This is a genomic window from Paenibacillus xylanexedens (assembly GCF_007676705.1).
Lineage (GTDB): Bacteria > Bacillota > Bacilli > Paenibacillales > Paenibacillaceae > Paenibacillus > Paenibacillus xylanexedens_C.
In genome coordinates this window covers 1,121,158-1,147,592 of sequence record NZ_VEBF01000002.1, presented here as the reverse complement: position 1 = coordinate 1,147,592, position 26,435 = coordinate 1,121,158, and the positions used below count along the sequence as shown (strand labels likewise).

Here is a 26,435-nt window from a genome sequence, read left to right as displayed (position 1 = left end):
AAGAGACTATTAACAGAGATTGAAGGGATAGCAATGCCGTTTATTCGCTTTAAAGGATTCACAGGTCCTCAGCTAGAGGAAGTTGTACCCCAAATTACAGAGCAGATGGCCCTTATTACTCATATTCCACGGGAGAGAATGAAGGCAGAGCGTCATGATGTACAAGCGCTAACACCTTCTCCAGCTTCTATAGAGATTCTGATGTTTCAACGTGACCAGGAGATTCATAATCGGATTGCATCGTCGTTGCAGGCTATTCTGGAAGAAGCATACATGCCGGATGTGCATATTTTCTTCAATATATTGTCACCCGCTTTGTATTATAAACAAGGCAAGCCGCTGACGGATTATCGATTGGATTGAGAATGTGAGAGACGAGCAGATGGTTGCTCGTCTTTTTGATTTACATATTCTTCGTATGTTTAGCGATGTGTTGGTTCCTGTGAACCCGACTCAACGATAAAGAGCATAGCGCAGACATGATAAACAAGGCTGCACCAATAAGGTATACCCATCGAACGCCCAGTTGATCAGCGACTAGACCGAATATGACGATGGAGATACTCATGACTGTAGAGATTAAAATGCCATGTGCGGCGTATACCTTGGATAGGGACTCGACAGGTATAATGCTCTGAAGCGCTGTCTGCTGAGCCGCATCACGAATCTGATAAACTGACCCCATAATTAGGCATAACACCAGTGCGAGCCATGGCAGTCTGTTTAAACCATAAGCAATGGTCATCAGGCTGAAGAGAAGCGACCCCATGGTCATGCTGGCGATTAGGTGCTTCTGAATCCATTTGGCCAGAGTAAGAGCCAGAATACCACCAAGCAGGGTCCCAACAGCGTAACTGGAGTTCATGAGTCCCCACCAATCTTCTCCTCGTCCCAGTGCTTCTTTCGCAAAGGCCAGTGTAATAGCGCCAATCCAGATGGAACCGGCCAGACCCTGGGCAATGTCCATAAGCGTGATCAATCGTAAGGATGGGTTCTTCCAAAGCATACTCCAACCTTCTCGCAGGATATCTCGATTGATGGTAGATTTCTCGGGTTGTTCTACAATCTCCCGTGTGAGGGAACCAAGGGTAATCAGGAAGATCAGAACGGCCCAGGACAGGCTCGTAGCTGCCCAGAATATCTGTGACGAACCCCAGTTCATCACTGCGAATCCTGTCATGGCATACCCGACAATGGTGACAGTCTGATTAGAGAATGAGAGAAGGCTGTTGGCCTTCACCAGGTCTTCTCCCTGAACCAATCGTGGCGTTAGAGCATTCAGTAACGTAGATTCCCATCCTTCCAAAAAGGAGAGAAGAATAACTCCTATCAACAGAAGTGGCAGTTGTGTGCTGAAGTGAGTCAACGAAATCGCAATTCCAGTCATGATGAATGTTTTGACTAGGGGAATGCCGATCAACAGTTTGGAGAATGGGAAACGGTTCACAAGTAATGGCAAAGTAAATCCTGCTGTTATATGTACGATCATACGAATGAATGGAAACATCGCAGCATGGAGTACCGATCCAGTCTGACCGTAAATATACGCAGTGATGACCATGATATATATGATATTAATAAGAGAGAGCAGCGTTTTGGCAGCCCAGTACGGATAAAATGCGATGTTCATGCCAAGATGTCCTTTCCGAAACGATATGTCTATATTACGGCCATTGTCATCTTCGCACCACAAACAAAGTTATCATTTTCCCGTCATTTCAGCACAAAAAAAGAAACTGCCCAATAGGACAGTTGTCTTCGGATTTCTATAGTTCATGCCATAGTCAGAGTGAAGGCGATAAGCAACATCAATAAGCTGGTCATTCTGACCATAGTCATATAAGGCCTGCTGGGCTCCGTTTCACCCCGGGAAATCCAGCCATATCGTAGATACCAGCCGAATTTTGGGAAACAGAAATTGATGATGCACAGGATCATGAATATAAAAAAGAGGGTTCTCATACCCATCTTCCTTTCTTGACTTACATAACAGATCTCATCTCAACGTTTGCGTCTGGTAAAGAAGACTACAATCAGAATAATAATGATGATAATTAACAGAAATTTCATACGTGTTCCTCCTGATGATAAGTTAAATTAAATCGAATGTTAGTTATCAGCTATTACCCATGAATCACATCATTTGAATAACTGTGTTACAATTAAATATATCGGTTTTATATCAACACATACCATTCGGTTAGTTGTATCTTCATATAAAGTACGAAAACAGAATATACAAACAGTAACGTGTATGAGATGAAGGAGGAAGGCATGAGCCAAAATAATCAACTCTCATTACAATGGGAATTTATCATCTCGAAAGTGAAATCCTCCGTGACGGTGGTCGACGCCACCCTGCCTGAGCTTCCGCTTATGTATGTAAATGAACATTTCACTCAGCTGACAGGGTACACCTATGCAGAGTCTGTTGGACAGAATTGTCGGTTTTTGCAAGGACAGGACACAGACCCCGAAACGGTAATGCAGATTCGGGATGCATTAAAAAAACAACAGTCCATTAAGATTGATATCTTAAATTATACAAAAAGTGGCCAGAAGTTCTGGAACGAGCTGAATATTGACCCCATCTTCAATGAATCCGGGGAGTGTCTGTATTTTGTAGGCATTCAGTACGATATTTCTGAACGGAAGTATGCCGAACAGCAGTTGAAATTCGCGACTTCCATGGCTGAGATGAACAGCAGAGGACAGTTGGAATTCATCGGCAAGCTGAATCACGAGCTTCGTACCCCGCTTAACGGCATTATGGGTATGATTGAACTTGCCAGTATGGGTGAAATCACCGATGAGCAGAAAGAATATTTGGATCTTGCACGTCAATCGGGTGAGGCGCTCCTGAATATCATTAACAATAGTCTGGATATGGCGAAACTGGGCAGAGGGAAAATGGATGTGGAGAACATTGAATTTCAGCCTCTGAAGCTGATTCAACAGATTATGAAGATACATGAGCCTGCGGCGCAGAATAAACAAATACGTCTATTCTGCCACGCTGATCTGAATGTTCCTGATGTGCTTGTGGGTGATCCGCTAAGACTTCGGCAGGTACTGGATAACTTGCTGAGCAATGCAATTAAATTTACGGAACAGGGTGAAGTGCAATTACAGGTGGATGTCAAGCAACAGTTAATGGACACCGTTGTATTGGTATTCTCTGTACGAGATACGGGAATTGGCATTCCTCAGCAGCATATGGAACAATTGTTTGATGCATTTACACAGACCGATATCTCCCATGCACGCCGATTTGGCGGAAGCGGGCTTGGTCTGACCATCTGCAAAGAACTGCTGGAACTGATGAATGGTCAGATTTCGGTGGAGAGTACCGAGGGGAAAGGTACACAGTTTGACGTTACACTGCCATTGCTGCGTCAACAGGCCATTCCCAATGTAGGATAATCATTCAATCAGAACAGCCGGGCGGTCTCGGCTGTTTTTTTATTGTACTGTATTGTTTTACGAACGGGCGTTCTGGTATAATGCAAGTGGTGAATGGGGGAGACACAGCATGAGTAAGAGACGCACAAGACGAAAACACAAAGGTAAGCAAGGCTTCAAAAAGCAGGTACTGACGTTGGTAGCGATGCTGCTGGTAGCCCTTTATGCCTGGGCTGGGGGAGAATGGCCGGAGGAGATACCATCTCCATTCGGTGGGACTAACAAGAGTGTAGACCATACCATTACGTTCCCTTCAGAGCGCTATCCTGAAACGGCCAACCATATTAAGGCTGCCATTAAGGCTGGGCATTCGGATGTATGCACCATTGATCGTAGTGGAGCAGAAGGGAATCGGGATTTGTCACTCAAGGGTGTTCCGGTCAAAAAGGGTAAGGATCGGGATGAGTGGCCGATGGCGATGTGTTCAGAAGGTGGTACAGGTGCAGATATCCAGTACATTACCCCGAAGGATAATCGCGGTGCAGGTTCTTGGGTAGGGAATCAGTTAAGTACATATCCAGATGGAACACGAGTGAAGTTTGTAGTGAAGTAACGACAGGATATGGGTGAGCAGAAAAAAGGATAGTAATGCTTTCATTGCGTGGCAGTGGCAGCATGGTACAGGAAAAGGTGAAGAGAAAAACCAGACGTTCAGGCGTCTGGTTTTTCTGGTATAAAGTGCTGGCATAAATGGATCTTGCTGACGTATCTATACAAGAACTGATTTTCTATATGATTATAGATCCGACTAAACGAGTTGCATTCCGCTTAAATGATGGGACCGGATACTTAACAGACGCGTAACATGTTCAACCTCATCGAACGGTATCCACAGACTGCCGTGAACGGTACGTAAAGAGAGAATGGATGTATCGGCAGTTCGCTCGGGAAACCCGGTTACCGTCTGACCGCTTGTATTACGAACCATGATCTGTTGTTTGCGCCGGATGGCAATTTCTACCTCTTTTTTCATAAGTCATTGCTCCTGATTATGAGATGTTAAATCCATATGTCAATGTTTTCAATGGTTAATTTGACTTCTTTATCTAGTCTATCAGAACTAGGTATAGATTTCCAGAAGAGAAATCAACAATTCTATAGGTGATTTGTCTTAGCTGTGGTTCAGCCGTTTTTGAATGGGGGTTACGGGGTTATATTAGGGTAAAAGGAGGGGAACGGAATGACACAATTGATGATTGGGCTGGCCCGTACCGAGAACGAGGCGATATTGATGCTGAATCAGGTGAAAGAGGAAGGCATTAAGGATAAATATTTGGGAGCGGTGGCAAAGGGACAGCTTAATCTTGAGCTGGTGAGCGAGAAGACAGGTCTGCCCAAACCGTTGAAAGGTGCGGGAACAGATGGTGCCTTTGGTGCTCTGAAAGGCATACTGGCTGGTCTGGGGAAGCGAATGGATCAGACGATGTCGATCGGAAAAGCAGTACGCAGACTTGCCGGTAATGAGATTGGGAGTGAGACCGATGATTTGGTGCTTACACTGACGGAAGCAGGGATCTCGGAAGAGGACGCACGGTACTACGAAGAATGGCTGTTAAAGGACCATATTCTGGTTATCGTGGAATGCAGTGAGGAAGAAGCTGCTCGCGTTCGACCCATTCTACTTTTTTAGTTTAATTTAAGGCTGATTTTAGGTTTCTTTAATGTTGGGGAGGTATTCTTATCTTACACCTCCCTTAATATAGATTGGTTTACCGGAAGTCCGGGACCGCAACTCGGACTTTCTAGGCACTGTGAGCTGACGCTTGCAGTGCCTGTTTCATTTTTTTATTATTTTTAATAAAAGGTGTTGCAAAGTTAATTAGTTCATGGTAAGATATTTCTTGTCGCCAAGAAATAATATCCATGCCGGGGTGGCGGAATTGGCAGACGCACAGGACTTAAAATCCTGCGGTAGGTGACTACCGTACCGGTTCGATCCCGGTCCTCGGCATCCATTAAGAAAAGGAAACTCCTTGATACATAAGGGGTTTTCTTTTTTTTATTGTTTGGATTGAATTGCCTGAGTCATAGGGATTGAGCGTCTTTTTTTCCGTTGGGGACGGATTGGGGACGAGATTTAGGATCGAAGACATCGAGGTGTGCTGTTGTTTTGCGACTTAATTTCTTGGTGACGTGAGCATATGTGTCTGTGGTTACCTGGGATGTCGAGTGTCGTAACCGATGTTGGATCTCTTTAATTGATGCACCCTGCCCAAGCAAATAGGTCGCATTTGTATGCCGCAGACCATGCAGGGATACATTACGGAATCCATTCCGATCACACCATATTTTCCATTGTTGCGAAGGGGAGGTATGGTAATAAGGTTTACCTGTCCCTGCATGGAATACAAAGTTTCTATCTCCGCCTTTCCATGTCCCCGCTGCTTTAGCTTCAAAGCGTAATTTGCGCATGGCCTTGACGTGTGTTGCCAATTGTTCCATATACCATTGTGGCATGTCTACATAATCTTCGGATGCTTCGTTTTTTGTATCTGTAATGTCCGCCTGTCCATTTTCTGTATTTGAAATGCTTTCATCGATACGCAACCGGTTATTTACAAAGTCACAGTCGTCTTCATCCAACGCAATTAACTCCCCGCGTCTGAATCCTCCGATTATCGCTCCTAAAAAGTAGAGTCTCCAGTGCGTGTCGCTCTTGACTAACCTTTCAATGACCTCAGTGGCTTCGTCTTCCTCGAAAAAGTTCTTACGGTCTTTCTTTGCCTTCTTGTCTTCCTTGCTTATCTGAGGGCGCTGTACGCCTTCTAGTGGGTTCTTGCTAAGGACGCTCCATTCTACAGACCTTTTGAAAATACTCATGGTCACATCATAAACATATTGAATGGTTCGAGAACTAATGGTTTCTTTACCGCCTCGCTTATCAATTCGCGCGCCAGGTTTACGCAAGTCATTAAATAATGTCACCAATCTCATTGTAGTGATCTCATCAAGTTGTAAGTGCCCTATGACGGGAACAACATGATGATTGATCTTGGAGCAATGTGACAGATATGTCGTTCGCTTTAGTTTTGGCTCACCGTATTTAAGCTTCCATTCATTCTCATAAAATTCTTGAAAAGTAAGCTTAGAGGGCGCAATGTAATTGCCACTCAATACTTCTTGTTTAAACTTCGCGAGCTCGTCATCCAAATAATCTTTTAGTTTCTTAGTTGTTTTCAGCAGTGCTTTATCCTCAACAGTTATTGTCTTTCGAGGACGATTTCGGCTGCCGTCATTATTAAGTCCCAAATCTACGGTCAGTCGCCACTTGTTTTCCCCTCGTTTTTCTATACTTCCTTTTGCCATCTGTTTTCCTCCATTCGAACGTCAGTTCTGTTTTTGTGTATGGTAAACAGCCTTGCGGCTGGAAAGCGCAAAGTTACATTTCTAAGTTATGAAGCTGTTTCGGTATGCCGCATCTCAAGAGGTATGTTTCTTCTGTTTCTCCTGGCTCGCGCTCAGTGAGTTGGGTTAACAGTTTTACAGCAAAAATATTTGCTTGTCGTTCGAATTTGCCTGTATTGAAGAAAGTATGCTCATCAATCCAGAATTGACTTAGGCCAGAATGAAGTCGATCGTGTCCAAGTTCATGAGCACACACTACACGCTGCCACTCTTCAGGCAAGCCGTTATGTATAACAATAAATCGCCTTCGCAACCGTCTGTAGTACAAGCCTCTCGTACCGGGTCCGAATTCCGCGTGTTGAATTATTATATTAAGTCCTTTAGCTATTACAAAAGGATCATTGGTCTTGAATCTGCGAACGAGCTTGCGAATGATCTCATCCAAACCGGTCACCTACTCTTCGTCTTTAGGGGTTACCTTTTTCTTACGTCCATAAGTTTTCTTGTTTAGCTCTTTAGCTTCCCAAAGTAGCCCGGTAAGAATGTCCATAGCTCTCTGACGATTTTCATCTGTAATTGGCACCCCATCAAACAAGACAGGTTGGTCTTCTTCAAGGATTTTCTTAATATCGGCTAAGTCTTTAGCTGTGGCCCATTCTGGAGCGTTGTGAGTAGTGTCTTCACTCTCAGTGAAGTGGTCAAGCGGCTTGTTAAAATAATCGGCAATTATCTTAATCAAGTCAATCTTAGGACTTTTTGTTGCTCCGTTTAGAATCTTAGTGAGTGTTGTATAAGGTATACCTGTGTCTTTAGAGACTCTATAGGCGCTTAGATTATTCGAATCCATCAATTCTTTAATTTTATCTGACAGCATTAACATCCGACCTCCGATAGTATCACCTAAAAAGGATATAACCCAATACGGTTATAATAAAACAAAAAGAGGAGATATGTCAAGCTTAAGAGAGGATCAAAGAGTAAACATATAGTTTTATAACCTAAAACGGTGATGAATGAGTTTTACTATAACCTAAAACGGAGATATAGTGTGTTAAGGGGGTGAACACAACATGGGGTTAACAATCGGAAATAACGTTCAAAAGTTCCTTGACGAAAGAGGGTGGACGCCGTACAGGCTGGGTAAGGAAAGCGGTGTTTCAATGACTGTAATATATGGCTTGAAAGAAAAAAAACAGGGGCCAAACGCTGAAACGCTTGTAAAACTTGCAACTGCTTTAGATGTAACAGTTGATGAATTGGTAAGGGATCATCAATGAGCCCAGTATACCATACCTCAATAGAAAGGAAATGTGAAATGGATAATCCCTTAGTTTTACTTGAGGCAGCAATTCGTTCAATGATAACCGAGCATGTAACTATAGCAGAAAATCGACTTAGGGCAGAATTCGCTGGACTGAGTGATAAAACTTTGGACGTAGCAGAGACGGCAGCACACATAGGGATCTCTGAAAAACTGATATACCGTATGTGTCAAGAAGGAAGCATTCCACATGAACGTTATGGGACATCAGGTTCCAGAAGACCTGTAATCAAGTTACGTCTTTCCGATTTGGAGGCATGGAGAGCTGAGCAGCGGGCTGCTAGTTACAAAAAAGGAAGCTGAATTTCGCTCTAACATGCCGATGAACTTCTATTTTCTGTTTGAAAGGGGCCTTATCTTGCTCATAGACATTAATAAAATTAAAGTCAGCGATCGTATCCGCAAGGACTTCGGTGGTATTGAAGAACTTGCACAAGACATTGATCAAAACGGACTTATCAATCCTATAGTAGTAACACCAGATTTTCAGTTAATTGCTGGAGAGCGTCGCTTGCGTGCTCATCAATATCTGGGACGCAAAGAGGTTGTAGTCCGGGTGATGGAAATCAGCGATTTTGAACATCAGCTTCGATTAGAAATATCTGAAAACGAGCACCGGAAAGAATTCACCTTCTCAGAGCGAGTTGAGTGGGCTAAACGGTTGGAGGATGTAGAACGCATCAAAGCTAAAGAACGGATGGCTGGAGGCAAGGAAAATGTTCCTGAGCATCCTGCTGGACAAGTCCGTGATATCGTAGCTGACCAAGCAGGCTTTGGATCAGGCAGAACCTACGACAAAGCTAAGTTCATTATGGAAAACGCCACACCGGAAATCATTCAGCAGCTTGATGCAGGGATCATTTCCACACATAAAGCTTATGTGGAGACAAAAGAGCGACTTGAAGCTGCTTTGCGAGATGCTGAGACTCGGGCTAACCAAGCCGAGCAGGAGAAGGAAGAACTTCAGCGGCGGTACAAGGATGCGATTCCAGCCGATCAGGTGGACGAAGCAGTAGCGGCGGCAGTAGAACGCCGAGATGAAGAGACAGAAGTTCTTCTCGAACAGAAAGCTAAGGAAGCTGCTAAGAAGATAAAAGAGCGAGACCAATACTGGAAGGCAAAGCTTCAAGAAGGCGTGGAAGCTGAGAGTCTGAAAGTGGAAGAACTGAAATCTGGATATCAGAGGGCCAAAGAGGAACTTGAGGCAATCAAGCTTCAGCAACCTGACGACTTCGATGAACAACATGCCGCAGCTCAGATGAAGAAAATGCGTTTTGAAGCTGATTATAATTCGGTACAAGTTAGCTATCATGTGAAGCAGTTTCTCCAGAAGGTTGGTATTACATCATTCATGCTTGGGGCAGTATCTGGCGCAAGCACGAGTGAGAAAAAACGCTTGTCAGAAGGTCTTGATATGCTACAGTCCTTCATTGACCAACTTAGACCAGCAATCAATTCCAGAAAGGTGGTAGATCGAAATGACATTGATGAATCCTAATCAGCCTGACTTCTTGTCGGTTGTTGAAAGACAGATGCAGTTAACTGAAGCACAAGGTATGGCTATTCGCGGTTTGGTAGATGGCATCAGACAGATGCAAGAGGATGTCGCCGAAAAGGTTGGAGAGGTCCAAATGATGGTACAAGAGGTCCGGGACAGTGTGACGCTTACTGATACAGAGTGTTATCAACTCCAGTCTCTTGTTCACAAGAAATCAAACACGTTAACCAAAGACCGTTACACAGAATCAGATGAGAAGTTTAAAGACATGGTTGGGCGTTATCGCCGCATGATCTGGAGCAAGTTGAAGGCTCATTTTGAAGTGGTAAAATACAGCCATGTACGGCGTATCGACTTCGATGATGCAGTTGAATTCATTAAGGAATTTCGTCCAGAAGATTACATCTGAGGGGAGCTGAGTCGAATGGGACTAAAATTAATGACGCTTGATGATTTAGCACGTATCTGGTCGCACAAGCCTTTACAGCATGCCATACTCACTCGAAACATTGATCGGAAGAAAAAATCATGATTCCATTTCAGAGAAAATTCCTGATCCAAATGAAGAAGGACTCTTCTGTTATTACTACTGCCGGAGAGTATTCCAGAGTAGATAATACAGAAAAGTCCAATGAGTTAATCGTGCTACCAACACGATCAAATATTTAAACGATTAAGAAAATTATATCATGTTGTTTTGTTTTTGCAAATATAACAGCGTGTCATTCGAAGTTTCCGGGGTGAGGTGAGTGGCAAGTCCCCAGTTAAAGAATGGGTTCATCGGGATTGCTAATGAAATATGGGATGAGATAATCAGCCGGAAGTTCACAGAAAGGCAACAAAAGATTCTCAAGCTGATTCTAAGGCTGTCATATGGCTGCCAGAAGAAAGAGGCAGTTATCCCTCTCTTGAAGCATTTCGAACTATGTGGAGTACGCATACAGGACGCTAAAAAAGAGATCACATACTTGGGGCAATGTAAGGTGATTTATTGGGATGGCAAACAGGTCTATTCTCTCAACAAAAACTATGATGAATGGCGTGTCAGTCTTGTGAAAGAGTGGGATCGCGAAAAATTTTCAGAACTTATCTCTTTAAATATAGGCAGTAAAAAAGTTACGAAAAGTGTAACTCCAGAAAGTGAAGAACAAGATGGAAGTTACGAAAAGTGTAACTCCGAAGTTACGAAAAGTGTAACTGATGAGTTACGAAAAGTGGAAGTCGAAGAGAGTCCAATCCCTTGCGGGAGTAAGGATGAAGGCACCTCTAAAGACATGTTTAAAGACAGTATTAAAGTTGGTTGTTGTTTAACTGATCCCGATTCGGTATTTGAACCGTACACGGGAAACCCGGATTCTGTTCCTAATACCGAAGCAGATACTGACTCTGATCGGGAGGTTTCCCAAACGGAATATCGTAATCAAGTGGCAACTCGTTATCTCCAGAGAAGAGGTAAGGGACTGGAGATAACCTTAAACGATGAAGATGCGGTTAAACAGTTCATAGCTGAGAGGATTCCGCTCCAAACAGTTATCGATGGTATTGACCAATCGTTTGACAATTTTAAACCCAAGAACAAATGGGATCAGATACGAAACCTGAGCTACTGTGCAACGGTTGTATATTCGTTGCATGCCAAACGTGAAAAATCAGACACAGCCGAAATTCAAATAGCGACTTCCGTACCAGATGCGCCGATTGAAACGGTATCTAACGTGACCGCAGATGATTTAAAACAGATGCTTGCCAATCTAAGGTCAAAGCAAGGAGTGTGAGTACATGGGCAGCTTTCAGGAGGAACTCAAGGCACTAATTCCCCCAATGTTTGCAGAAAGGCAGCAGGCAGCTATTCAGCAGATCGATAGCCATCCGGAAATCAAACGGCTCAGACAGGCCTATCCTGATCGCTCAGGAGACCTGACAAGCCCTAGAAGATACAGGGATGTATCAGAGCATTTGGCTCAATGCGATGCATGCGCCACGTGCCCCGGTCTATTAGGCTGTCAGAACGTCCAGAAGGGGCATAGGAGCGTTGAAGAACCAAGCCCAGATAAACAGGACGAGTTAGTGTTCAGGCTCAAAAAATGCGAACTGTTGAAGTCTTACGAGCGGCAACAGGGCATAGGAGAACGAATTAAGAGTCACTTCATTCCTGAGCATATTTTGAACGCAACCTTTGACGACATTGAACCTGATCCTCCGAGGATGGCAGCTATTGCGGGAGCAGTGAAGTTTTGTAGTGAATTTGTTCCCAAAGAAACGGTACAAGGATTGTATTTGTACGGCCCAATGGGAGTGGGCAAGAGCCGTTTTGCCGGAGCTATCGCACGGGAGTTAGCCAAATGTGAAGTGGATGTCCTCATGGTGTACGTACCTGACTTTATCGAAGAGGTTAAGGATGCCATTGGCTCCAAAGAGAGCGTAGCAAAGAAACTGGATGCTCTCAGAACGGTACCAGTGCTTATCATGGATGATATTGGGGCAGAGTCGATGAGTGGTTGGGTAAGGGATGAAGTTATTGGTCCGGTTCTCCAGAGACGTATGGAGCGGTTGCCGACCATCTACACATCCAATCTAACGATACAAGAGTTGTTCAAACATTTTGCTAATGCCAAGGGATCTCAGGATGAGAAGAAGGCAGCTCGGATCATTGAGCGGATCGAACCATTTGTAAAGTTGCTGCCAGTAGGCGGAAGAAATAGACGGAGGGGATAACCGAATGTGCAAAACATGTAACGGTCAAAAGGTAACGTACCAGTTCAATGGTGCAATGATGATTTTGGGTCCTTGTCCAGCATGCAATCCTAATGCTAAAAGAGCTGTGAAGGAGGGAATCCGACCTTATGAAAATAGTCGTGGATAGTGAGCTGCTAGTTGAAGCTCTCGAAGATGCAAGTAAGGCTTTTGCGAGTAAGAGCCTCATGCCGATTCTTGATTGCTTCCTGATCGAAGCAAACAGCGAAGGGCTTAAAGTTACAGGGACGGATACTCGGACAACAATTCAGTCGTACATCTTCAGCAAGGATGTCCAGGTAGATTCGGATGGAGTGATAGCGATCCCGAAACTATCGTTGGAAATGATGAGGAAACTTACTGGCGATGTCAGTATTGAGACAAAGGGAACTACTGTGATTATTAGGTCCCGAAAAAAAGAAATCGACATGGGTATTTTCGATCCGGAGGAATTCCCGCAAGCGCCGACTATTGACGATAGTGAGCTGTTCGAAACTACTGGCAAGGAACTCAGGAGATTATTCAAAAAGGCGACTTATGCAGCCGATCCCACAGGTAAAAATGCAGCAATACTCGCAGGAGCACACATCTATATCGATGACGGTTTGATTGGTATTGAAGCGACAGATAGACATCGACTTGCGAAAACGGAGTATGCCACAGATGTTGCTAAATTAGGCGGAGCTGTTATTGAGGCCAAGGCACTCGGGGATCTCCAAAAGATAATTTTGGATAAAGACAATATCGAATTTGGTTTCTCGAAGTCTGCTGGAGGAGAAGTGGTCCACGTATTTGCGAGAACGGACAGATTCACTTTTTACTCCAGGGTACTGGAAGGTGCCTTCCCGGATGTGAGCCGAATGTCAGTTGTGCCAGAGGGTGTCACTAAAATAACAGTAGATAAAAAAGAGTTAATGAATTGTCTTGAAATGATTTACACACTTGCAAAGGAAGATAAGCATAACAAAATAATTCTCAACATTTCAGAAGATGAAATGAGTATTCGAGGACAAGGGAAAGAGACTGGCAAGGCAAGTGAAATCATTGTCCCTCTGTCTTTTAGCGGTGAAGATTTCGCTGTTGCCTTAAACTCAAAATACTTCATGGATGCCATCAAAGCATTGGATGGAGATCAAGTGACTTTGGTGTGCTCAGGTAAAGTCAAACCTATCTATATTCTGGATGAGAGTGATGAAAGATCGGTTCACATTGTACTTCCTTATAGGACGGAAGAAGTGTAATGAACAAATACAATGCAACCAAAGTGATTGTTACTGAAGACGGGACATTGTTCTCGGAATGGATCGTTAAAAAGCACAATCTGAATATAACCGGTATACGATTCGATAGCATGGCTGAGGGAGAGTATTATCAGCTCCTACTCCAGCAAAAGAGGTTTGGGGAGATTAAAGCCTTTGAATGTCATCCTAAATTTGTTCTTCAAGAGAAACCGAAGGTCACTTACATTGCTGACTTCCTGGTAACAGAATTAAATGACAGTCAACGGGTGGTGGATATTAAAGGAGTGGAGACCTCCACGTTCCGAGTCAAACTGAAACTATTCCAAGCTAAATATCCGACTTTGCCTATAGATGTACTTGTTAAAAAACGCGGAGAATTCATACCGCTTGCCCAGTATAAGAAGGAAAAATCAGCGCGTAAACGAGAGGTAAATGCACTTAAAAAACGAGTAGATGAAGGGAGAAGGCAAAATGAAAATCAAACATACCGTAATCAAAAACGAGGACGTTAATAAGCACCTTAACCATCAGGAGAAAGAAGACTTACTGCGCTTGTTTCATAAAATTCAGTATGGTCGAGTTTCGGAGGGGAAAGTTGGCTTCAACATGTACCTGGTCGTAAATACAGACGAAACTTACGCTGAAGACGTTGTACGTATCTTACAAGAAAACGGTCATTGGGAACCAACATACGATCCAAATCAAGTCGAGTTTAGGCAAGAGGGAGATACGATGGAGCTTCCAGAAACTGAGATGGAGGCATGAGTGGACAAAGCCCTGGACCCAAGGGCAAAGGAAACATTTCCTTACCTCATCTACGGAACATTCTACTTGAACTTAATAGTCAATTGGGAGGTGGGCTCTGTGACTGAAGCTGAGAAAGATGAATTCTCCACAGCTTTATCTGAAAGGTATGCGCAGGTTAAACAGTTAAGTTCTTCTAACAAAGAACTGATGAATACATGGGATGCAGTGATCAGCGATTTACCACCCGATATAAAATCAAAATTTGAAGAAAAACAAAATCGATTGTCGGCTTTGTAAAGGAGGTTTGGATATGAGTACTGTAGATCTGAACAACTTCGATTAACAACCTATTGAAGTGCAGAAAGCCATTGCTTTTTATGTTGGATACTCCCTTCAAGAAGTGGAAGCGACTGCCGAAGAAAGACAAGCGCATTACACTGTTTTGGAAAAGTTCGGATTATTGGGACCGCTAAATCCATAGTGGAATCGTAGTGAATTAGGTTCAAAATATAAGCATAAGCACAGGAAATGCGAAGGGAAAGGCGGATGAGTAATGGCCCATCAGACATTCTGGAAACCGGAGAAAAAAGCGAAAGAAAAGAAAGCGAGCAGTTTCGGACGTGGCAAGAAAGAAAAGCGACCTGTTCCGGAATGGAAGAAGGGAATATTATCTCATCACCAATCCAGACCAGGTTCGAAGGAGCGCGGCGATTTCCCGAAAGAAGTCATAGCTCAGCTTATTGAAGAATCAAATGGGATTTGTGAATGCTGCAAGATTATTGAAGCAACAACTACTCACCATGTATATCCGCGAGGCAGAAAAGGACGCGGAGTTAAAACCAACGGCCTTCGGCTTTGCTGGCCCTGTCATGATCGGATACAAACGAATGAGGAATTGCTCCAGTTTTGGATATCTGCGTTCCGCGAAAAGTATGGGGACCGATTCTGGTTTGATGAACAGGATTGGGATGAATACAACCGGAAGCAAGAGGCGCAGCAGAAAGTGGATCAGGAAAAACAGAACCGTCAGCAATCATTAAACCCGGTTAAGGAACTTATCTCTTCGGCGGCAGGGCGTTCATTGAAAGCAAAAGAGGTCCGGCTTATTGAAATGATGGATGATAAACAAATCGCAATTTTCGAGACTTTAATTAACGATATTGTAAGCGTTGATGAGAAGCATCAAGTACCGTTCGGATATGGTCACTTCGATGATTAAGATACATTAAATTCTCCTAACAACGAGAATAAAGGACTTTTAGATGATAGGGAGGGGATAAATCATATGAAGGAAATCATAGTCGATAATTTCGCAGGCGGTGGCGGAGCCAGTACGGGAATAGAGTTGGCAACAGGCCGCAGCGTAGATATAGCAATTAACCATGACCCGGCAGCTATTGCAATGCATGAGGTCAATCACCCAGATACGGAGCACTATTGTGAATCTGTGTGGGAAGTGAATCCGATTGAAGCGGTAAAAGGTCGTCCGGTAGGTCTGGCGTGGTTCAGCCCTGATTGCAAACACTTCTCCAAGGCCAAAGGCGGCAAGCCAGTAACAAAGGAAATACGTGGTCTGGCGTGGGTTGCTGTTCGTTGGGCAGCTACAGTTAAGCCGAGGGTCATAATGTTGGAAAATGTGGAGGAATTCACGACATGGGGTCCGTTAACAGCAGATGGTTACCCAGACAAGGAACAGAAGGGCCGGACGTTTCGTACCTTCGTGAATGCTCTAAGTCGACAGGGATACAAGGTCGAATGGAAAGAGTTGAGAGCATGTGATTATGGAGCGCCTACGATCCGCAAGCGGTTGTTCATGGTTGCGCGGAGGGATGGGAGTCCCATTGTCTGGCCCGAGCCAACGCACGGAGCACCGGACAGCCCGGACGTGAAAGCAGGGAAGCGGCTTCCATGGAGAACAGCAGCTGAAATTATTGACTGGTCTATCCCTTGCCCTTCGATATTCGAACGGAAAAAGCCTCTTGCCGAAAACACGATGCGCCGTATAGCACGTGGCATGCAGAAGTTCGTCATAGACAATCCTGAGCCATTCGTAATGCGCGTCAACTTCTCTGGCAGCAATCACCATTACTGTGATTCTATAAATGAGCCGTTGAAGACAATCACGGCAAAGAACGGATGGGGATTGGTTACACCATATATTGCGAGGATTGGGCAGACGGGATATGCCGGGGATCGGTTGCAATACAAGGCTACTGATCCGCTGACGACCATTACAACCAAGGCAGAACATTTACTTGTGACTCCGGTTCTTGGGGTTAATACAACAGGGCATCCTGGTAGCCCTCCAGACGAACCACTTCGGACGGTGACGACAGGAAATCAGCACATGTTAATCAGCCCTGCACTGATACAGATGGGTTACGGAGACCCAGAAGGTCGAAGGGTGCTGGATCTGAATAAACCGCTTGGAACGGTGACAGCAGGAGGAAACAAATTCGCCATAGCTTCAGTATTCATTGCCCGTCACTTCGGAGAATCAGTTGGCAGCTCAGTCGATGAACCGATAGGAACTGTAACCGCAGGAGGAGGAGGGAAAAGTGCCCTCGTCACAAGTCATCTGGTCAAGATGCGCGGGACCAATACAGGTCAGCTGGTTACAGACCCGCTTCAAACGATTACGGCAGGTGGGCTGCACTTTGGAGAGGTTAGGGCCTTCCTTCTCAAGTATTACGGTAGCGCCGAAAACGGCCAGACCATAGACAAGCCGTTGCACACGATAACAACGAAAGACCGGTTCGGGCTAGTGACAATTAAAGGCGTGGATTACCAAATTATCGATATAGGAATGCGGATGCTGGAGCCGCAAGAGTTGTTTGCCGCTCAGGGATTCCCGAGCAACTACACTATCGCAGTTGATGCGAACGGTAAGAAGTACTCCAAGAGCGCCCAAGTAGCTCGGTGTGGAAATGCGGTACCTCCACCGTTTGCTCAAGCTTTGGTCCGGGCTAATCTGCCGGAAATATGCACAGGATCGGGAAATAACCTTACTCTGGAGCGGTATTCAGAGCAGGAAGCTGGGCAGATGGCATTCAGTATATAGAAGGGAAGGAAGAACTGTCATGAAGGCTATAACAATTATTCAGCCGTGGGCGACATTGATCGCCATTGGAGCAAAACAATATGAAACACGCAGCTGGCCTACTAAGCATCGGGGCGAGATTGCCATCCATGCCGGGAAGAAGATCGACAAGGATGCCTGCAAGTATCCTGAGATTCGCGCAGCACTAGAACAGCATGGATACACAGTAGATAACCTGCCAACGGCGCGGTTGTAGCGATTGCTAAACTGACCAACTGCCTTAAATCGGTGGATACATGGACAGATGGTTATGAGTTGGAAGGAAACAGATTGGTTTACTCTCCTGAATATGAATTCGGAGACTTTGAACTTGGGCGATATGCATGGGAAATGTCGGATGTAATGATGCTTATGAAGCCTCAAGCAGCTAAAGGACAGCAAGGGTTGTGGAACTTTGCAAACCAATCTTAAGGTGCGGGTCCTGTGGGCCTCTCCCTACTAAGGAGGATATAACATCATACGGCCTTCTCTTACGCTAAGCATATTCGGCCGATCCGATGGCGGCTTTGCCGCAGTAGACAAAAACTGTACAAAAAATAATTCAATTAAAGGGAGCGAAATATATGTCATTGGAAAATGGAATTAAAGACGTAATCAACACGAAATTGGAGGATGGAACAGTTGAAAAGCTAATTGGAGAGCACCTTGAAAAAGGTGTGGTAAACGCCTTAGATAACTTATTCAGATCATATGGGGATGTTACCAAAATTATTGAGGAAAAAGTCAAATCGGTAATGATTCCTTATTTGGAAAATTACGATTACAGCGAGTACATCACCAAGCTCGATTCCGTTTTAGTGGATGTATTACAAAGTTCTGCGTTAGAAAATAAAAAGCTGCTAGAAAATTTCAAAGAACTAATGATTCCTGAACAAGACAAAACAATCAAAGCAACAGAATTGTTCGAACGTTGGATGAAATATGTAGCGAAAAATGTTGAAACGGATGATCTTGATGTTTGTTACGAAGATGGGCCGCCTACTTACGAATATGTGAGTGTAAGTTTTGAAGTTGATTATAACGAAGAACGGTCTTGGAGCGATATGAGAAATGCAGTATTAGTTTTTGAATGTGAACACGATTCAGAAATGAATTATCAAATCAGAATTCACAATTGGAAAAAGTTCGATAAAGAAGAATGGACAATTGACTACAAATCTGTTCACGACATAAATTCCCTAAGACATTTGGACGAGTTCGCAATATTTTTGATGAAGATAAGTCAAAATGGAACAAAACTCATACTTGATTCTGATGGAGATAGTGATGAAGTTGAGCCAGAAGAAAAACCTGAAGCATCGTTCAGCTAATGCACAGCACAACGAAATGACGCATAAGGCCGATAGGCCATCGATATCGACCGAAATACTAAGCGAAGCGAGGCCGTATCAGGTGTTGGTCGGTCTCCCCAAATAGGAGGATATACAAATGCGTGAGATTAAATTCAGAGGTAAAGCCATCGATCACGGCAAGCATCATGGGTCAATGGTGTATGGGAATTTATCAGTGGATGAAAGTGGTACATGGATCGACTGTGGCACTGAGCAAGAGTCGGAATGGGTTCCGGTAGATCCAGCAACAGTAGGTCAGTTCATCGGTTTTGTCGATCGAGATGACAGAAAAATCTACCAAGGAGATATCGTAGCTGTTGATTGCGATTGTGACCCCGGATATTATGGAACATGCTCACATGCCCCTAATTTGAACATTGTGATTTGGGATCAAACAGAAGCGAGTTTTAGCTTCAGAGGGATTATGTTCCGCGCAGATGATATGCATGCAGACTACACAGATATGTGGGATGTAGTAGGAAACGTCTACGAAAACCCTGAGCTGTTGGCTCCCAAGGAAGGAGCGGATAAGCGTGAGTAATGATGAAGTAGTTGTAGTAGTCAACAGAGAAGATGTCGAAGACACGAATAAGATCATTCAACTAAACTTTTTCTCAGACGTGGATGAAGAAGATATCCGTAAAACTAAATGGCTGCTTGGGAAATATGTAGATATGATTGACATCATACAAAATTATGAATATGCACTTAAACAAATCGAAAATGGAATGTCGGCATACGAATTGTTGTCTGCTGAGGGTTCGGTTGCCAAGCGAGAATCAGGTCATGAACTGACAGCAGACGTTACAGCTAATTCAGTCATAATGAAGGATAAGCGTCATGATAACTACAAATTGTATGTATTCTTAACTAACAACGTTCGTTTTGCTATTAGCAATATAAAAGATCCTCATGAGGGAGTGGCGGCAAAGTTGTTGTTTTTGGAAGGTAAGAAGTATCTGAAAGCACAAGGGTACATGGAAAAAGGATACCGTAAGGATGTCCCTGGTATTGCAGCTACAACCTTTGCAGATAAACGCCGCAGAGCTATAGCAAACATCGCCAACAGTCTGAAATTCAACCGGACATTGGACTTTATTACTATAGATTATGGTCGTGGACGGAACGAAGAAGGGGAGGTGGGTATTATTTCACCAACAAAAGATTAATATAAAAACTCTGTCAAAATTTATGATTTTAACAGAGTTTTAGAATTAGATTTAATTGTTTCTGTTAATGTGCTGGACCTTAGAGATTTTTGTCTCTCCTAAACCCAAATCGAAATCCTGTTTCAAGTTGTTAAACTCAATATCATAGTATGTAGTCTCTAATGTTATAACAGAATTCGCATATTTTTTATCTAAATGAGAAGTCCACTCTGGTTGCATTTCTTGATCAAGGTAAATCGGCTTAACTTTAATTTCTATTGATTGATTAGGCATTAAACAAATAATGTCATTTGCTTTAAATTCTAAACCAACATCAGGATTCAGACCGCCAAAATTAAATTCAATATTGAGGGCAGAACCATTTCCAATATTAGTTACTTTCAAGATGAAATATTTATATTTTTCTTCATTGCTCTGTTCTACTGATAGCATGGGTTGGATGCTTCGTGCGAAGTCTTTACGCTGAAGCTCTGTTGTTTGTGCTTGTAGATTTAATGTGTAGATCACGCCTGCAAGAGCTATGCCTGAAAAAAGTGTGTTTAGAATTCCGAATGTATCTCCTAATGTGCCACTAGTATTCCAATCATCAACAAAAAGTAAAATAAAGACTAGAAAACTTAAGTAAACTAGTAACACAGTCCTAATAATTATTTTTAATCTATTTGATTTCACCTTATAATTCCCCCTTAAATAGTTATAATGTTATTATTCGGTAGAAATCCAATCAAAACCTCTCTTTTGGTATATATGATTAGATAGTTTGGTAGAATATGAAGTAATTCTGTATTAAAAGAATGTTATCTTAAATCCATATAATAACGTAAATAAAAAGGTCGCTCTTTGGAGCGGCCTTTTTGCATTGGAGGGAAGAAAGTGGAGGGTAACTATTTCAGTAGAACTGAACCGGCTATTCCAAGGGTATCTGATCGGCAGCCGGAACAATGTCGTGGGTGTGGATGGGGAACGTGGACAGGAGTGAATCAACTATGTATTATGCCGAGATGTTGGAAAAAGGACCATGATCCAGAGAAGGTGATGAAATGAGGAAAGTCCAACCGATCCGTGATGAACGGGTTATAGATGGGATGAAGGAATACTTCTATATACGGAGTATGCGCAATTACTTATTTTTTTGTATGGGTATATACAGCGGACTGCGTGTATCTGACTTGCTTAGTCTAAGGGTGTGGCAAACGAAAGGTACACACATCAGCATGGTCGAGCAAAAGAACAGGCATGCCAAAACTTTTATTATTCATCCAAGTATTCGATCAGATCTGGATGACTACACAATCGACATGCTTCCGAATGATTTTCTATATCCGAGTCGTCAGGCAAAGACGGTTAGCCGGATGCGGAAGCAGCCGATTGACCGAACGACAGCGTATCGTTTTCTGAGTGAAGCAGCCCGTGAATTTCGCCTCAAAGATATAGGCGTTCACTCATTGCGAAAGACCTGGGCATACCGTCTGTATATGGACGATCCAGAGAATTTAGCGTTACTAATGGAGATGTTCGGACACAGCGATCCAAGGGAGACATTGGACTATATTGGGCTAACTCAGGACATGATGGACAGAGCAATTCTTAAGTTGCGATGAAATGACTGAAACATAACTCAACTATTAGTTCACTCGGAAAAGAGATATCGTGGCATTAGATGAAGAAACACAATATTTTATGCCTAAACTGAGTGAAACACTATTACCTTTATGTTTCAGTCAACTTACATTATTTAGTGGATATGAATACAGAACAACAGCCTGCGATTCAGACGGAGGCTTATTTTGATTCGTAACGTTTGACTATTACTGACCTTAAATAGGAATTCCAACTCAATTACATGAAAGTGGTGATAATTTTGTGAGCAGGATACAGAATCCGAATCGGAAGAAAGCGTTCAAAATCTGGAAAGATAGCGGCGGGGCGATGAAGCCGAAAGAGATTGCGGAAAAGTTGGGCATTACACCTGAATCAGTCCGAAAGTGGAAATCTCTTGATCAATGGGAAGGGAAGATGGCGAACTCTAAACCCGGTGCTCCTCGTGGCAATCAGAATGCTAAAGGCAACAGAGGTGGTAAAGGAGGTCCAGTCGGCAATCAGAAAGCTGTAACACATGGATTGTTCCGTAAGTTCGAGCCGCAAGATCCTGAGTATTTAGAACTCATAGATATTGTTCAGCAAATGGAACCTATAGACATGATCTGGCATAACATCACCCAGGGATTCCGTAAAATCATTTGGGCGCAGCGTATCTTCTTCATCAAAGACAAAGAGGATATGACCAAAGAGTTGAAAAGGGAGAAACCAGGTGAGTATGGAGATGAATACGAATGGGAAATTCAATTCGCTTGGGATAAATACGCTAGTTTCATCAAGGCAGAGGCTACGGTCATGCGTGAGATTAGGGGAGCCATCAAACAATTCCTTGATATTGCACCACAGGAAGATGAGCGCAGATTGAAACTGGATCAGATGCAGGCCAAAGTTGATAAAACCCGCCTTGAGATCGAGAAACTGAAGAACGGTGATGGAGATACAGAGGAAGATCTGATCGAAGATTGGGTAAAGGCGGTGGAGTCTGGTGAATAAAGAGTCTCCGCAAACGAAACGCCGCTTTGCTGCATTCAAAAAGCGAATCCCTGAGTACCGGAAGAACCCGGTTCTTTTTTGCGTGGAGCTGCTGAAATTCACTCCTGATGAGTGGCAGGCAGAAGTGTTGATGGATATAGCGGGAAGTCCACGGGTGTCGGTGAGATCTGGACAAGGTGTGGGGAAGACCGGCCTTGAGGCTGCGGTGGCATTATGGTTCCTATCGTGTTTCCCGTTTCCGAAGGTTATCTGTACTGCACCGACTCGACAGCAACTGCACGATGTCTTGTGGGCAGAGATTAGTAAGTGGCAAGAGAAAAGCCCAGTACTCAAAAAGATACTTAAGTGGACAAAGACTAAGATTTATATGCGAAATTACGAGGAACGATGGTTTGCTACAGCTCGGACAGCTACCAAGCCCGAGAACATGCAGGGTTTCCATGAAGACTACATGCTTTTCATTGTGGACGAAGCTTCAGGGGTTGAGGATCGGATCATGGAAGCGATCTTGGGTACACTCTCAGGCGAATTCAACAAGTTGCTCATGTGTGGAAACCCGACTCGGACCAGCGGTGTTTTTTATGATTCTCACAACAGGGACCGGGCAGATTACAATACACATAAAGTGTCCTGCTTGAACAGTCCTCGGACAAGCAAAGAGAATATAGCCATGCTTGAACGGAAGTATGGAAAAGGTTCTGATGTATGGCGTGTCCGGGTTGAAGGGGAGTTTCCGCGGGGCGAGTCAGAAACCTTTATCGCTCTGGAAGTGGCTGAGTTTGCTACCAAAGATGTGACCTTAGAACCTGTCGGTGATACTCTGACCATCGGCTGTGACGTTGCCCGTTTTGGCGATGATGAGACGTCTATATACGCAGGGATAGGTCCAGTAACAGTCGGACAGCATCATCATTTCAAGAAAGATACAATGGTTACTGCTGGATGGGTGTTGAACTTGATAAGAGAATTGTTGTCACAGTACCCAGAAGTCGTTCATACGAGAATCAGAATAGATGATACCGGTGTAGGTGGTGGTGTCACGGATCGTTTGAATGAGGTTATAGCAGAAGAAGGACTCCCGTATGAAGTCATTCCAATTAACAACGGATCATCATCTTTGGATGAACATTATGGAAACCTGGGCGCTGAAATGTGGGCTTATATAAAGGGGAAACTGGAACAAAACATGAGCAATTATATGAACAATGACCCTGCGGTCTTACAATTACCCGATGACGATGTACTTACTTCCCAATTGACTGCAAGAAAATGGTCAATGACGAGCAAGGGTAAGATACTACTTGAAAGTAAGAAGGACATGAAGAAACGCGGATTAAAGTCACCTGACAGAGCAGACGCATATGTCCTCACTTTCGGTGAATATTTGTTGGGAACACCTCAGGCTATAATGCTTCCGTCAATAGGAAGTTTAGCAGTAAAAAGATGAAATCAGATTTCTTTCTTTTATGTAAAGTAGGTGAGGTAGCAGTCACGCACGCGTATGTATATAGAGAACATCAGTTCGTCGATTCGGACAGCAAACAGATACAGACTATTGCTATAAATAATGTGGATAAAGAAGCTGAACTGAAGGAGAAGAATCGATTACTTAGTTTGGCAATGGAGAGACTTTCTTCTGTTCAAAGGGAAGTAATTCAACGGAGTTATTTGGACAACGAGGGTGAATTTGATTATATCAGTTGTGGTGAGATGAGGACTAGAGACAGTACTTATAGAAGGATAATATCAGGAGCCATGGAATTAATGGATGCAGCTCTTGGATTAGAGTTATATTTACGAGATAGTATAATTATAGGAGTTAGGTGAAATTCATGTAATATAAAAATCAATCTTACTGTTATAATGTTGTAATAAAAATGAGTTGAAAAAGACGAAATTACCCAAATATCTAAAAATGATTTGCATTACACAAATTTCTATTGAGGACGGGTGGAATTATGAATAATGGATACTCCATTTTTAACCAAATTTTACTTGATGGTTATTTTGGTTTAAGAAAGATGATTGGGGCACAAGAAGAAAATCTATTTATAGATTTCAAAGAGAAACTAAATGTAAATATACCTGGCGCTCAAAAAGAGGATAGAAAAATTTATGGGAAGGCTTTATCCGGTTTTTCTAATTCCTCAGGTGGAGTCATAATTTGGGGGGTTGAAGCTAGAAAAACAACAAATGACTCTCCAGACATTGCAACTGAGGAAAAACCGATAAAGAACTTAAAAAAATTTTTAACTGACTTAAACTCCTTAGTTAATGAAGCAATCATCCCATTGAATACAGGCATAATCAATTCAGTAATTTATTTAAATGATGATGAAACAACTGATGAAGGTTTTCTCATTACGTATGTACCTGAGTCAGGTATTTCTCCTCATAGAGCTTTGTTTGGTGACAACCAATACTACACTAGAGCTGGAGATAGTTTCATAAAAATGGAACATCACATGCTTGAGGACGCATTCGGTAGGAGACAAAAACCAAAATTGAAAATAAATTATGAACTTAAAGAGGGTCCGAGCGTAGGGGAGGATCGAACTTTTAGTATATTAATCGGTATTGAAAATATAGGTAAGTATTTAGCTACTTATCCTGCTATAAGAATTAAGACCGGAAGAGAAATTGTTCCTCTTGCTTTAAAACGCGGAAACTATAATTTGAATTCTATCCCGCAATCGAACGATAAAAGTTTGAGTACAGGCTATCTCTTTGCAGGAGGCATAAATGACACTATACATCCTTATATCAGCATTGATGTAGTGAGTTTACATCCTACAACAGATTGGTTTCAAAAAGACACCTTATTTAACAAAGATGATAAGGGTATCAGTCTATCCTTCGAATATGAAATATTTGCAGAGGGATGCATGCCGATAATTGGGAAGGGGGAATTTACTGCTGAACAAATTATAGATTTTTTGGAGCTATGAAAAAGTGACGGATAAATTGATCGTATTATGACAGGATTGTGAGAGTCTGCTGGATTTTTAACGTGATATATTTGTATTGTGGAGATCGAGCGAGAATGAAACGCACAGCTGCACATGCAGCATATGACTGGGGCGTTCCTCTTCTCGCTTTTTCTATTTTAGAAAAGGTATAGTGACAAATACTCCTGATTATTTGCAACTTTTTCCTATCGGCTGTTGAATTTAAATAATTTGTCGATATAATAGTATGGGACATTTTTCCTATAACATACATAAAGGAGTTGCAGAGAATTGAAGAGCTTTAAAGGAATACTATGTTTAGTGTTGACCCTAGTCATCGGATTTACCTTGACTGCAAATGAAACGCAGGCGGCATCAAAGAAGGTGTCATTGAAGCTTTCAAACGGCGGTACATACTATGGAGAAGTTAAGAATGGCAAACCTCACGGAAAAGGTACGGCTACATGGGGGGATTACAAGACGTACTCCGGAGAATGGAAAAACGGTCAGCGTTCGGGAAATGGCAAGTTTACGGAATATTTAATGAGTGATGCTTTTGAGGAGCATGGAGGCTATTATAATTTGGGAAAAGAAGTTTATACAGGAACCTGGAAGAATGATAAGAAATCGGGACAAGGAGTTCGAACTTATTATTATGAATGGAGAAGTGAGGATCCGCATCGTGAAGTGAGTAAAGGAATATTTAATAACGGCGCATTTATTAAAGGATATCATTATACCGATAATTATAGTTTTTCAGGTGAAGGTGTAGCATATACATATGTGGATGGTGACCATACAAAAGAACTCAAACCTGACAAGCAATTTTATCAATTGAAAAAAATTGCAGACGAATTATATGTTTCATTACCAACTAAAATAAAAGAGAAATTTAATGATGGCATATTGAATTAATTATTCAATCCATCAATCTAACAAGCTTATAAG

General features: G+C 42.9%; 35 protein-coding genes and 1 tRNA gene. 29 read left to right on the top strand and 7 right to left on the bottom strand.

Features of this window, described 5'->3' with window-relative positions; all coding sequences use genetic code 11:
* The first annotated feature begins 33 nt into the window (after positions 1 to 33).
* Positions 34 to 363, top strand: a complete 330-nt coding sequence (locus FS628_RS15115; protein WP_145323102.1) for a DUF1904 family protein — start codon at positions 34 to 36, stop codon at positions 361 to 363.
* Positions 364 to 403: 40 nt separating this feature from the next.
* Here FS628_RS15115 and FS628_RS15110 read toward each other — a convergent pair whose 3' ends face one another.
* Both FS628_RS15110 and FS628_RS33125 read right to left on the bottom strand, forming a co-directional pair.
* Entirely contained in the window at positions 404 to 1,630 is a 1,227-nt protein-coding gene (locus tag FS628_RS15110; RefSeq protein ID WP_145323100.1) for an MFS transporter, read from the bottom strand.
* A 143-nt stretch (positions 1,631 to 1,773) separates the two neighbouring features.
* The gene (locus FS628_RS33125; RefSeq protein WP_145323098.1) at positions 1,774 to 1,962 is read right to left on the bottom strand and encodes a DUF6199 family natural product biosynthesis protein; all 189 of its coding nucleotides are present in this window, start codon (positions 1,960 to 1,962) and stop codon (positions 1,774 to 1,776) included.
* 312 nt (positions 1,963 to 2,274) lie between these two features.
* Between FS628_RS33125 and FS628_RS15100 the strand changes: the two genes are divergently transcribed.
* Positions 2,275 to 3,423: a sensor histidine kinase gene (locus FS628_RS15100; protein WP_186327825.1), complete on the top strand. Its 1,149-nt coding sequence runs from the start codon at positions 2,275 to 2,277 to the stop codon at positions 3,421 to 3,423.
* A 109-nt stretch (positions 3,424 to 3,532) separates the two neighbouring features.
* Positions 3,533 to 4,015, top strand: coding sequence for a NucA/NucB deoxyribonuclease domain-containing protein (locus tag FS628_RS15095; protein WP_145323094.1), 483 nt, complete (start codon positions 3,533 to 3,535; stop codon positions 4,013 to 4,015).
* Between the two features lie 195 nt (positions 4,016 to 4,210).
* Here FS628_RS15095 and FS628_RS15090 read toward each other — a convergent pair whose 3' ends face one another.
* Positions 4,211 to 4,435: a hypothetical protein gene (locus FS628_RS15090; RefSeq protein WP_017687353.1), complete on the bottom strand. Its 225-nt coding sequence runs from the start codon at positions 4,433 to 4,435 to the stop codon at positions 4,211 to 4,213.
* 207 nt (positions 4,436 to 4,642) lie between these two features.
* Between FS628_RS15090 and FS628_RS15085 the strand changes: the two genes are divergently transcribed.
* Entirely contained in the window at positions 4,643 to 5,092 is a 450-nt protein-coding gene (locus tag FS628_RS15085; RefSeq protein WP_145323092.1) for a general stress protein, read from the top strand.
* 235 nt (positions 5,093 to 5,327) lie between these two features.
* Positions 5,328 to 5,413, top strand: a tRNA-Leu gene (locus tag FS628_RS15080).
* Between the two features lie 74 nt (positions 5,414 to 5,487).
* Here the strand turns inward: FS628_RS15080 and FS628_RS15075 are convergent.
* From FS628_RS15075 to FS628_RS15065, 3 genes are all read right to left on the bottom strand, one after another.
* Entirely contained in the window at positions 5,488 to 6,768 is a 1,281-nt protein-coding gene (locus FS628_RS15075) for a site-specific integrase (protein ID WP_145323091.1), read from the bottom strand.
* 73 nt (positions 6,769 to 6,841) lie between these two features.
* Positions 6,842 to 7,261 (bottom strand): ImmA/IrrE family metallo-endopeptidase, encoded by a 420-nt coding sequence (locus FS628_RS15070; protein ID WP_313958613.1) that lies wholly within the window; start codon positions 7,259 to 7,261, stop codon positions 6,842 to 6,844.
* Positions 7,262 to 7,681, bottom strand: a complete 420-nt coding sequence (locus FS628_RS15065) for a helix-turn-helix domain-containing protein (RefSeq protein WP_186327824.1) — start codon at positions 7,679 to 7,681, stop codon at positions 7,262 to 7,264.
* Positions 7,682 to 7,877: 196 nt separating this feature from the next.
* Between FS628_RS15065 and FS628_RS15060 the strand changes: the two genes are divergently transcribed.
* The 18 genes from FS628_RS15060 to FS628_RS14985 all read left to right on the top strand — a co-directional run bounded on the left by FS628_RS15060 (position 7,878) and on the right by FS628_RS14985 (position 19,947).
* Positions 7,878 to 8,084, top strand: a complete 207-nt coding sequence (locus FS628_RS15060; RefSeq protein ID WP_145323087.1) for a helix-turn-helix domain-containing protein — start codon at positions 7,878 to 7,880, stop codon at positions 8,082 to 8,084.
* On the top strand, positions 8,081 to 8,431 hold the full coding sequence (locus tag FS628_RS15055; RefSeq protein ID WP_313958612.1) for a helix-turn-helix transcriptional regulator: 351 nt from the start codon (positions 8,081 to 8,083) through the stop codon (positions 8,429 to 8,431). Before FS628_RS15060 ends, FS628_RS15055 begins: the two co-directional genes overlap by 4 nt.
* A 19-nt stretch (positions 8,432 to 8,450) precedes the next feature.
* On the top strand, positions 8,451 to 9,626 hold the full coding sequence (locus FS628_RS15050) for a ParB N-terminal domain-containing protein (protein ID WP_260871044.1): 1,176 nt from the start codon (positions 8,451 to 8,453) through the stop codon (positions 9,624 to 9,626).
* Positions 9,607 to 10,035, top strand: coding sequence for an ORF6C domain-containing protein (locus tag FS628_RS15045; RefSeq protein ID WP_145323081.1), 429 nt, complete (start codon positions 9,607 to 9,609; stop codon positions 10,033 to 10,035). The genes FS628_RS15050 and FS628_RS15045 overlap by 20 nt, the downstream gene beginning before the upstream one ends.
* 340 nt (positions 10,036 to 10,375) lie before the next feature.
* Entirely contained in the window at positions 10,376 to 11,401 is a 1,026-nt protein-coding gene (locus FS628_RS15040; RefSeq protein WP_145323079.1) for a replication protein, read from the top strand.
* Between the two features lie 4 nt (positions 11,402 to 11,405).
* The gene (gene dnaI / locus FS628_RS15035; protein ID WP_145323078.1) at positions 11,406 to 12,341 is read left to right on the top strand and encodes a primosomal protein DnaI; all 936 of its coding nucleotides are present in this window, start codon (positions 11,406 to 11,408) and stop codon (positions 12,339 to 12,341) included.
* Between the two features lie 128 nt (positions 12,342 to 12,469).
* Positions 12,470 to 13,600, top strand: a complete 1,131-nt coding sequence (dnaN, locus tag FS628_RS15030; RefSeq protein ID WP_145323077.1) for a DNA polymerase III subunit beta — start codon at positions 12,470 to 12,472, stop codon at positions 13,598 to 13,600.
* On the top strand, positions 13,600 to 14,112 hold the full coding sequence (locus tag FS628_RS15025; protein WP_145323075.1) for a DUF1064 domain-containing protein: 513 nt from the start codon (positions 13,600 to 13,602) through the stop codon (positions 14,110 to 14,112). Before dnaN ends, FS628_RS15025 begins: the two co-directional genes overlap by 1 nt.
* Complete coding sequence (locus FS628_RS15020) at positions 14,072 to 14,365, top strand: hypothetical protein (protein ID WP_145323073.1); 294 nt, start codon at positions 14,072 to 14,074, stop codon at positions 14,363 to 14,365. Before FS628_RS15025 ends, FS628_RS15020 begins: the two co-directional genes overlap by 41 nt.
* A gap of 99 nt (positions 14,366 to 14,464) precedes the next feature.
* Positions 14,465 to 14,644: a hypothetical protein gene (locus FS628_RS15015; RefSeq protein ID WP_145323072.1), complete on the top strand. Its 180-nt coding sequence runs from the start codon at positions 14,465 to 14,467 to the stop codon at positions 14,642 to 14,644.
* 58 nt (positions 14,645 to 14,702) lie between these two features.
* Positions 14,703 to 14,828, top strand: coding sequence for a hypothetical protein (locus FS628_RS32660; RefSeq protein ID WP_260871043.1), 126 nt, complete (start codon positions 14,703 to 14,705; stop codon positions 14,826 to 14,828).
* A gap of 72 nt (positions 14,829 to 14,900) precedes the next feature.
* Positions 14,901 to 15,566, top strand: coding sequence for an HNH endonuclease (locus FS628_RS15010; protein ID WP_145323070.1), 666 nt, complete (start codon positions 14,901 to 14,903; stop codon positions 15,564 to 15,566).
* A gap of 66 nt (positions 15,567 to 15,632) precedes the next feature.
* Positions 15,633 to 17,408, top strand: coding sequence for a DNA cytosine methyltransferase (locus tag FS628_RS15005; protein ID WP_145323068.1), 1,776 nt, complete (start codon positions 15,633 to 15,635; stop codon positions 17,406 to 17,408).
* 19 nt (positions 17,409 to 17,427) lie between these two features.
* The gene (locus tag FS628_RS33030; protein WP_313958611.1) at positions 17,428 to 17,643 is read left to right on the top strand and encodes an ASCH domain-containing protein; all 216 of its coding nucleotides are present in this window, start codon (positions 17,428 to 17,430) and stop codon (positions 17,641 to 17,643) included.
* 32 nt (positions 17,644 to 17,675) lie between these two features.
* Positions 17,676 to 17,858, top strand: a complete 183-nt coding sequence (locus tag FS628_RS33025; protein WP_313958610.1) for a hypothetical protein — start codon at positions 17,676 to 17,678, stop codon at positions 17,856 to 17,858.
* 152 nt (positions 17,859 to 18,010) lie between these two features.
* Positions 18,011 to 18,757, top strand: coding sequence for a hypothetical protein (locus FS628_RS14995; RefSeq protein WP_145323066.1), 747 nt, complete (start codon positions 18,011 to 18,013; stop codon positions 18,755 to 18,757).
* Positions 18,758 to 18,875: 118 nt separating this feature from the next.
* The gene (locus FS628_RS14990; protein ID WP_145323064.1) at positions 18,876 to 19,319 is read left to right on the top strand and encodes a YopX family protein; all 444 of its coding nucleotides are present in this window, start codon (positions 18,876 to 18,878) and stop codon (positions 19,317 to 19,319) included.
* Positions 19,312 to 19,947: a hypothetical protein gene (locus FS628_RS14985; RefSeq protein ID WP_145323062.1), complete on the top strand. Its 636-nt coding sequence runs from the start codon at positions 19,312 to 19,314 to the stop codon at positions 19,945 to 19,947. Before FS628_RS14990 ends, FS628_RS14985 begins: the two co-directional genes overlap by 8 nt.
* Positions 19,948 to 19,998: 51 nt before the next feature.
* Here FS628_RS14985 and FS628_RS14980 read toward each other — a convergent pair whose 3' ends face one another.
* Entirely contained in the window at positions 19,999 to 20,619 is a 621-nt protein-coding gene (locus tag FS628_RS14980; protein ID WP_145323060.1) for a hypothetical protein, read from the bottom strand.
* Between the two features lie 368 nt (positions 20,620 to 20,987).
* Between FS628_RS14980 and FS628_RS14975 the strand changes: the two genes are divergently transcribed.
* From FS628_RS14975 to FS628_RS14955, 6 genes are all read left to right on the top strand, one after another.
* Positions 20,988 to 21,548 carry a tyrosine-type recombinase/integrase gene (locus FS628_RS14975; RefSeq protein WP_145323058.1) on the top strand — a complete coding sequence of 187 codons (561 nt, stop codon included), beginning with the start codon at positions 20,988 to 20,990 and terminating at the stop codon, positions 21,546 to 21,548.
* 262 nt (positions 21,549 to 21,810) lie between these two features.
* Entirely contained in the window at positions 21,811 to 22,539 is a 729-nt protein-coding gene (gene terS / locus FS628_RS14970; RefSeq protein ID WP_145323056.1) for a phage terminase small subunit, read from the top strand.
* Positions 22,529 to 23,986: a DEAD/DEAH box helicase family protein gene (locus tag FS628_RS14965; protein ID WP_145323054.1), complete on the top strand. Its 1,458-nt coding sequence runs from the start codon at positions 22,529 to 22,531 to the stop codon at positions 23,984 to 23,986. Before terS ends, FS628_RS14965 begins: the two co-directional genes overlap by 11 nt.
* Before the next feature lie 122 nt (positions 23,987 to 24,108).
* Complete coding sequence (locus FS628_RS32015) at positions 24,109 to 24,366, top strand: hypothetical protein (protein ID WP_222125239.1); 258 nt, start codon at positions 24,109 to 24,111, stop codon at positions 24,364 to 24,366.
* 131 nt (positions 24,367 to 24,497) lie between these two features.
* A complete protein-coding gene (locus FS628_RS14960; RefSeq protein ID WP_145323052.1) occupies positions 24,498 to 25,487 on the top strand; it encodes an AlbA family DNA-binding domain-containing protein in 990 nt (329 codons plus the stop codon).
* A 291-nt stretch (positions 25,488 to 25,778) separates the two neighbouring features.
* Positions 25,779 to 26,402 (top strand): hypothetical protein, encoded by a 624-nt coding sequence (locus FS628_RS14955; RefSeq protein WP_260871042.1) that lies wholly within the window; start codon positions 25,779 to 25,781, stop codon positions 26,400 to 26,402.
* The last annotated feature ends 33 nt before the right edge of the window (positions 26,403 to 26,435 follow it).